4 protein-coding genes and 1 pseudogene are annotated in these 7,812 nt (G+C 76.2%); 4 read left to right on the top strand and 1 reads right to left on the bottom strand.

Annotated features, from left to right (window positions below; genetic code table 11):
* From UW392_RS03870 to UW392_RS03855, 4 genes are all read left to right on the top strand, one after another.
* Positions 1 to 530: methyltransferase domain-containing protein (locus tag UW392_RS03870; RefSeq protein ID WP_320773424.1), on the top strand; the 530-nt coding region annotated here is incomplete at its 5' end.
* 375 nt (positions 531 to 905) lie between these two features.
* Positions 906 to 5,183 (top strand): nicotinate-nucleotide--dimethylbenzimidazole phosphoribosyltransferase, encoded by a 4,278-nt coding sequence (gene cobT, locus UW392_RS03865; RefSeq protein WP_320773423.1) that lies wholly within the window; start codon positions 906 to 908, stop codon positions 5,181 to 5,183.
* Between the two features lie 155 nt (positions 5,184 to 5,338).
* Positions 5,339 to 6,574, top strand: coding sequence for a uroporphyrinogen-III C-methyltransferase (gene cobA, locus UW392_RS03860; protein ID WP_320773422.1), 1,236 nt, complete (start codon positions 5,339 to 5,341; stop codon positions 6,572 to 6,574).
* A 2-nt stretch (positions 6,575 to 6,576) separates the two neighbouring features.
* A complete protein-coding gene (locus UW392_RS03855) occupies positions 6,577 to 7,389 on the top strand; it encodes an RNA methyltransferase (protein WP_320773421.1) in 813 nt (270 codons plus the stop codon).
* Here UW392_RS03855 and UW392_RS03850 read toward each other — a convergent pair.
* A pseudogene (locus UW392_RS03850) lies at positions 7,362 to 7,812 on the bottom strand (hypothetical protein); the annotation flags it as partial. The gene UW392_RS03855 and the pseudogene UW392_RS03850 sit on opposite strands and share 28 nt — an antisense overlap.

The following is a 7,812-nucleotide window of genomic DNA, read 5'->3' as shown; positions in this document are numbered from 1 at the left end:
CGTACGGCGGCCCGCTCGGCGAAGGGGAGACCGACCTGCTGCGCGCCGCCCAGCTCACCCGGCTCGGCCCCCGCGTCGGCGACCTCGTCTGGGACATCGGCTGCGGCAGCGGCGCCTTCGCCACCGAGGCGGCCCGCGGCGGCGCCGCCGTCATCGCCGTCGACCGCGCCCTCACCGCCTGCGTCCGCACCGAGTCCACCGCCCGCGACCACGGCGTCCAGCTCCAGATCGTCCACGGCACCGCGCCGCACGTCCTGGAGAACCTCCCCGAACCCGACGTCGTCCGCGTCGGCGGCGGGGGAGCGGCGGTCGTCTCCGCCGTCGCCGACCGCCGCCCGCAGCGCATCGTCACCCACGCCGCCACCCGCGACGAGGCCGAACTCGTCGGCCGGGACCTGACCGAGCACGGCTACCACGTGGAGTGCGCGCTGCTCCAGTCCGTCGAACTCGACACCAGGGCCTGGACGGAGACCGAGCGGAGCGTCGCGTTCCTGCTCACAGGGACGCTGCCGCCGCGTGAGGGCGGCTGACCGGCGCCGTCCGGGATCACGCCCCGTGATCCGAATGTCGTACCGCGCGCGGTAGGCTGGCCGATCGTTGTACCGCTCTCGGGCATCCGGCGCTTCGTCGGCCAATGTCCGGAAAACCCGACCGTTTTGGACGGGGAGCGGTACGGCGGGACCTGAGGACGCGCAACGTGGCGCAGTCCACAGCGGGCCGTCGCGGAATCAAGCTGACGTGGCGGGCGAACGACCGCGAGAATGCCACTCAATGGCTTTGTCGCCTTTTCCGGCGGGTCGTTCGTGCCGCTGGGCACGCACGCTCGTTCTTCACTGCGGGGCGGTCGGTGCGCCGTTCCGGGTGAGCTGGTCGTAGAAGCACTAACCGATGGGCGAGGGGTACGCATGACCGACACCGGCCAGATCCCGGGCGAGGGGCTGCCGGAGAACTCAGGCATGGTGGAGCAGCCGGGCGTCGCCGCGCCGGGTGCGTACACCTACCTCTCCGAGACCACCGCCGAGGACGAGGATCTGTTGCTGCTGCCGGGCGCCCAGAGCGCCTGGGGCAACGAGGTCGCCCCGCCCGCGCCGGAGCCGGTCGTCGAGGCCGTCCACGAGCCCGAGGCGCACGAGACGTCCGGCCGGGACAGCGGCTCGCTCGACCTGGGTGGCGTCCGCCTGCCCGAGCCCCCGTCGGCCCCGCGCCGGCCCCTGCACCTCGGTCCGCCCATCCCCGACGCCTCGGCGAGCCCGGTCCGCTCCCTGGCCGACCGCGGCCCGGCCCACGCGCCGACGAGGCCGGCGGCGGCCGGTCCCGAGTACGCCGACCCGTCCAGGGCGGCGGCGCCCTGGGGCCCGCAGACCCAGGTCAGGACCCAGGCGCAGCCGCAGGTGAGCGCCGGGGCGGGAGCTGCCGAAACGGTTGTTCCGGCGCACGCGCCGGCACCCGCCCTGACCCCCGAACCGGCCCGCCTGGCCGAGGCGGCGGTGGCCCGCCTGGCAGCGGACACCGAGCAGTCCGGGACGACCGAGACACCGCCGGACACCGTTGTGGCGGGTACGCCTGAGGTGGCGGGTACGCCTGAGACGGCGGGTACGCCTGAGACGGTCGGTACGGCTGAGGTGCCTGCGGGCGCGGGTGCCGAGGCGGCGGGTGCGCCTGAGGCTCCGGCGGGCGGCGAGACGGTGGGGTCGCCTGAGGTGCCGGCGGGCGCCGAGGCGTCAGATGTGCCTGCGGCGACGCCGGGTGACGGTCCGGGCGGCGTCGCCACGTCCGTGCCGGGCCCCCTCGCGGGTCAGGCGCCGGAGCCGGTCGTCGAGGAGGTCCCGGCAGCGGGGCCTGCCGAGAGTCCGGCCGTGGCGTCGGAGAACGCCGAGGGTTCGGCCCCGGTTGCCGGTGCCCCGGAGCTGTCCGGTCAGGGAGCCGGGGAGCAGCCCGTCCCGGTGGCTACGGAGCCGTCCGCTCCGGTCCCTGCGGAGCCGTCCGCTCCCGTGGCTGCGGAGCCGTCCGCTCCCGTGGCTGCGGAGTCGTCGGTGCCCGTCGTGCCGGAGGTGTCCGCGTCTGTCCCGCAGGGAACCGCCGAGACTCCGTTCCCGGAGGCGCCCGGTCCCGTCGCACAGGAGCCTGCCCAGATTCCGTTCCCGGAGGCGCCCGGTTCCGTAGAGGTCCCGGCGCCGGAGGCTGCCGCATCCGTAGAAACGGCGGTGGCCGCAGAGGTGGCGGAGCCCGTGTCGCCCGTGCACGGGGAGACCCCGGTGGCGTCCGGCCCCGTAGAGCCGGAGACCACCTCGCCCGAGCAGGGGCAGGTCCCGGAGGGCACCGGCCCCGTGGAGACGGCGGCGGCTGCGGAGACGCCCGCCCCCGTCGAGATTCCGGCGCCGTCCACTCCCGTGGAGGAGACGGCGCCCCTGGCAGCCACCCCCACGGAGACGGCCCCGGCGCCGGAGGCGGCACCCCCCGTGCAGGAACCGTCCACGATCGCGGCCCCGCAGCCCGTCGCGCCGCAAGACCCTGCCGTGGTCCAGGACCCGCAGCCGGCCGTGCCCCATGAGGCTGCCGCGCCGCAGGACCCGCAGCCGGCCGTGCCCCATGAGGCTGCCGCGCCCCAGGAAGCTGCCGCGCCCCAGGACCCGCAGCCGGCCGCGCCCCAGGAAAACGTCGCGCCCCCCGCCGTCCCGCAGCCTGTCGCTCCGCAGGAACCCGTAGCTCCACAGGAGGCCGTCGCGGCCGCCGTTCCGGAGACGGCCGCCGTCGGCGAACCCGTCGCGGCCCAGGCCCCCGCCTACGTCCCGGCGGACGCCGAACCCGCGGCGGAGGCCGAAGCCCTGGCGGCGGACGCGCCCCACGTACCCCCTGCCGCCCCGGCCCCCGCCCAGGTCACCCCGGAGCCGGCCCAGGTCACCCCCCTCCCGCCCCAGGCGGAACCCCCGGCGGTCGTACCGCCGTCCCACCCGGCGGCCCCCCTCACGGACGAGCCGTCCGCCGGGGTGCCGTCCGCCGCGGCGTCCGACGAGGCGCCCGTACCACCCGCACAGCCCGTCCAGGTCCCGCAGCCCCAGGCGGCGGTCCCCGGACCCCAGTTCGTCCAGGAGCAGCACGCAGTGGAGGGCGCCCCGCAGTCCGCCCAGGAGCCGGAAGCGGTGGCCGCGGCCCCGCAGCCCGCCCAGGGACCCCAGTCGACCGAGAACGCCCCCGGTGCGGAGACCACGCCGACGGACGGCTCCGTCGGCGTCTTCGTCCCCGTCGAGGGCCAGGTGCCGACCACCCCGCACCTCGCGCCGGTTCCGCAGCGGCCCGCCCCCGAGGCGGGCCCGGCCCCCGTGGTCCCCGCCCCGCGCGCGGGCGACGACGCCGCACCCGTACCCGTACAGCTGGCGGACGACCTGGAGACCCGGGCCGCCGAGCAGGAGGACGGCGAGGACGCGGAGCAGGAACCGCCGACGGCGGTGAGCCCCGCCGCGCCCGGCTACGACGACGCCGAGCGCGAGGCCGTCCTCAAGGTCATGCGCGAACGCCGCGACATCCGCAACGGCTTCCGCGACGACCCCATCCCGCACGAGGTGCTGCTCCGCGTCCTGGAGGCCGCCCACACGGCCCCGTCCGTCGGCCACTCCCAGCCCTGGGACTTCGTCGTCATCCGCTCCGCCGACACCCGGCGCGCGATGCACGAACTCGCCGACCGCCAGCGCGAGGCGTACGCCAAGTCGCTCCCCAAGGGCCGGGCGAAGCAGTTCAAGGAAATGAAGATCGAGGCCATCCTCGACACCCCGGTCAACATCGTCGTCACCGCCGACCCGACCCGCGGCGGCCGGCACACCCTCGGCCGGCACACCCAGCCGCAGATGGCCCCGTACTCCTCCGCGCTCGCCGTAGAGAACCTCTGGCTCGCCGCCCGCGCCGAGGGCCTCGGCGTCGGCTGGGTCAGCTTCTTCGACGAGCGCGAGATGGTCCGCACGCTCGGCCTGCCCGAACACCTGGAGGTCGTCGCCTACCTCTGTGTCGGCTACGTCGACGAGTTCCCGGACGAGCCCGAGCTGATGCAGGCCGGCTGGTCCAAGCGGCGCCCGCTCTCCTGGGTCGTGCACGAGGAGACGTACGGCCGTCGCGCGCTGCCCGGCGAGGACCCGCACGACCTGCTCGCCGAGACCGTCGCGCAGATCCGCCCGCTGGACGCCAAGGCGCTCGGCGAGGCGTGGGAGCGGCAGAAGCGGATGACCAAGCCGGCCGGCGCGCTCGGCATGCTGGAGATCATCTCCGCGCAGCTCTCCGGGCTGTCCCGGCAGTGCCCGCCGCCGATCCCGGAGCCCGCGGCCGTCGCGGTCTTCGCCGGCGACCACGGGGTGCACGCCCAGGGCGTCACCCCCTGGCCGCAGGAGGTCACCGCCCAGATGGTGGCCAACTTCCTCGGCGGCGGAGCCGTCTGCAACGCCTTCGCCACCCAGGTCGGCGCCGAGGTGTGCGTCGTGGACGTCGGTGTCGCCGCCGACCTGCCCGCCACCCCCGGCCTGCTGCCCCGCAAGATCCGGCCGGGCACCTCCGACATGACCACCGGCCCCGCGATGACCCGCGAGGAGGCCAAGCAGGCCATCGAGGTCGGCATCGAGACCGCCCGCGACCTGGTAGCCGCGGGGAACAAGGCGCTGCTCACCGGCGAGATGGGCATCGCCAACACCACCGCGTCCGCCGCGCTGATCTCCGTCTACACCGGTGCCGACCCGGCCGAGGTCACCGGCCGCGGCACCGGCATCAACGACGAGACCCTCGCCCGCAAGACCGAGGTGGTCCGCCGCGCCCTGGAGGTCCACCAGCCGGACCCCGCCGACCCGCTCGGCGTCCTCGCCGCGGTCGGCGGCCTGGAGCACGCCGCCATGGTCGGCCTGCTGCTCGGCGGCGCGTCCCTGCGTACGCCGGTCATCCTGGACGGCGTGAGCGCCGGTGCCGCCGCCCTGGTCGCCCGCGCGATCGCCCCCGAGGTGCTGGCCGCCTGCATCGCGGGCCACCGCAGCGCCGAGCCCGGCCACGTCGCCGCGCTCAACAAGCTGGGCCTGCGTCCGCTGGTCGACCTCGACCTCCGCCTCGGCGAGGGCACCGGCGCGCTGCTGGCCCTGCCGATGGTGCAGAGCACGGCCCGCGCCATGCACGAGGTGGCGACGTTCGACTCGGCGGGCGTCACCGAGAAGTAGCGCGGAGCCGCCCGGAGCGGAAGGGGTGGCGGCCCGGCGCCGCCACCCCCGCCCCGCCGCGTAAAATCCGCACCTCAGGGCAGCTCCAGTGCCGCAGCTCCCCTCGCATCCCCCCGCCACTCCGCCACTCCGCCAGGACGAGGAGCCGCACCCTCATGGCCGAACACCCCGCCTACCCCGTAGGTCTCCGCCTGACCGGACGCCGCGTGGTCGTCCTCGGTGGCGGCCAGGTCGCCCAGCGCCGCCTCCCGGCCCTCGTCGCGGCCGGCGCGGACGTCCTCCTCGTCTCCCCGCGGGCCACCCCGTCCGTCGAGGCGATGGCGGACACCGGAGAGATCGGCTGGGAGCGGCGCCCGTACGCCGACGGCGACCTCGCCGACGCCTGGTACGCGCTGATCGCCACCAGCGACCCGGCCGCCAACGCCGCCGCGTCCGCCGAGGGCGAGCGCCACCGGGTGTGGTGCGTCCGCGCCGACGACGCCGACGAGGCCACCGCCTGGACCCCGGCCACCGGCACCAGCGAGGGCGTGACGGTCGCCGTCCTCACCACCGACGCCCGGGGCCGCGATCCCCGCCGCACCGCGGCCATCCGCGACGCCGTCGTCGAGGGCCTGCGCGACGGCACCCTCGTCGCCCCGCACCACCGCGCCCGCACCGCCGGTGTCGCCCTGGTCGGCGGCGGCCCCGGCGACCCCGACCTGATCACCGTCCGCGGCCGGCGGCTCCTCGCCGAGGCCGACGTCGTCATCGCCGACCGCCTCGGCCCCCGCGACCTCCTCGCCGAACTGCCGCCGCACGTCGAGGTCATCGACGCCGCGAAGATCCCCTACGGCCGGTACATGGCCCAGGAGGCCATCAACCAGGCCCTGATCGACCACGCCAAGCAGGGCAAGGCCGTCGTACGGCTCAAGGGCGGCGACCCGTTCGTCTTCGGCCGGGGCATGGAGGAGGCCCAGGCACTGGCCGAGGCGGGCATCGCCTGCACGGTCGTCCCCGGCATCTCCAGCTCGATCTCCGTGCCCGGCGCGGCCGGCATCCCGGTCACCCACCGGGGCGTCGCGCACGAGTTCACCGTGGTCAGCGGCCATGTCGCCCCCGACGACGAACGCTCGCTCGTCGACTGGCCCGCCCTGGCCCGGCTCACCGGCACCCTCGTCGTCCTCATGGGCGTCGACAAGATCGGCCGCATCGCCGAGACGCTCGTCGCGCACGGCAAGTCCCCCGACACCCCGGTCGCCCTCGTCCAGGAGGGCACGACCGCCGCCCAGCGCCGCGTCGACGCCACCCTCGCCACCGTCGCCGAGACGGTCGTCGCACGGGAAGTACGGCCGCCCGCGGTCATCGTCGTCGGCCCCGTCGTGGGTGTCGGCCCGGCCGGGACGGCCCTCTGACCATGGCCGAACCCGTTCTCGTCACCGACCCCGACGACCCGCGCCTGCACGACTACACCGACCTGACCGACGTCGCCCTGCGGCGCCGCCGCGAGCCCGCCGAGGGCCTCTTCATCGCCGAGGGCGAGAAGGTCGTCCGGCGGGCCGGCGACGCCGGCTACGCGATGCGCTCCATGCTGCTGTCGGCCAAGTGGGTCGACGTCATGAGCGACGTCATCGCCCGCGCCACCGCCCCGGTCTACGTCGTCGAGCCCGCCGTCGCCGAGCAGGTCACCGGCTACCACGTGCACCGCGGCGCCCTCGCCTCGATGGAGCGCCGGGCCCTGCCCGCCCCCGCCGACCTGCTCCGCGACGCCCGCCGCGTCGCCGTCTTCGAGGACATCGTCGACCACGCCAACGTCGGCGCCGCCTTCCGCAACGCCGCCGCCCTCGGCGTGGACGCGGTCCTGCTCAGCCCGCGCTGCGCGGACCCGCTCTACCGCAGGTCCGTCAAGGTCTCCATGGGCAACGTCTTCCAGGTCCCGTGGACCCGCCTGGACTCCTGGCCGCGGGATGTCGACACGCTGCGCTCGGCAGGGTTCACGGTCGCCGCGTTCTGCCTGAGCGACCGCTCCGTCACCCTCGACGAACTCGCCGGCCGCGACCACGACCGGCTCGCGCTGCTCTTCGGCACCGAGGGCGACGGCCTGACCCCGGCCGCCCTCGCCGCCGCCGATGAACACGTCCGCATCCCGATGGACGCCGGTGTCGACTCCCTCAACGTCGCGGCGGCGTCGGCGGTGGCCTTCTACGCCACGCGCCCGACGGCGTCCTGACTCCGTACGTCCACGTCCATGTTCGCGTCCACGTCCGCGTCCGCGTCCATGACCGCGTCCATGACCGTGTCCGCCGGCTGAGCGGTCGCCCTCGTGCGGGCGTCGTCGCCGCCGAGGCCCCGCGAGGGGCCCTGGCAGCCCTGGGCCGCCGCGATGCCCAGCGCCACCAGCAGCGTCACCACGACGAACACGAACAGCCGCTGCCGCAGCAGCCGCGGATTGGCCGGCCGCCGTCCGGTGCCCGTGGTGCGCGGCCCGGGACGGCCGGCCCCGCTCCGCGGCGGGCGGCCCCCGGTGCCGGGCGGCCGGTTGCCGTCGCGGCCGGTCGCGCGGGACGCGGGGGTGGGCCGGGCGCCGGAGCGCGGACCGGCGCCACCGCGCGAGCTGCCACCGGTGCGCGGAGCGGGCGTACCCCCGCGTGAG

This window comes from Streptomyces sp. CRN 30 (assembly GCF_034105845.1).
This window is presented reverse-complemented; position numbering and strand designations above follow the sequence as displayed.

Coding starts and splice junctions, on each gene's coding strand:
- cobT (WP_320773423.1), top strand. CDS start 906: ATGACCGACACCGGCCAGATCCCGGGCGAGGGGCTGCCGGAGAACTCA.
- UW392_RS03855 (WP_320773421.1), top strand. CDS start 6,577: ATGGCCGAACCCGTTCTCGTCACCGACCCCGACGACCCGCGCCTGCAC.
- cobA (WP_320773422.1), top strand. CDS start 5,339: ATGGCCGAACACCCCGCCTACCCCGTAGGTCTCCGCCTGACCGGACGC.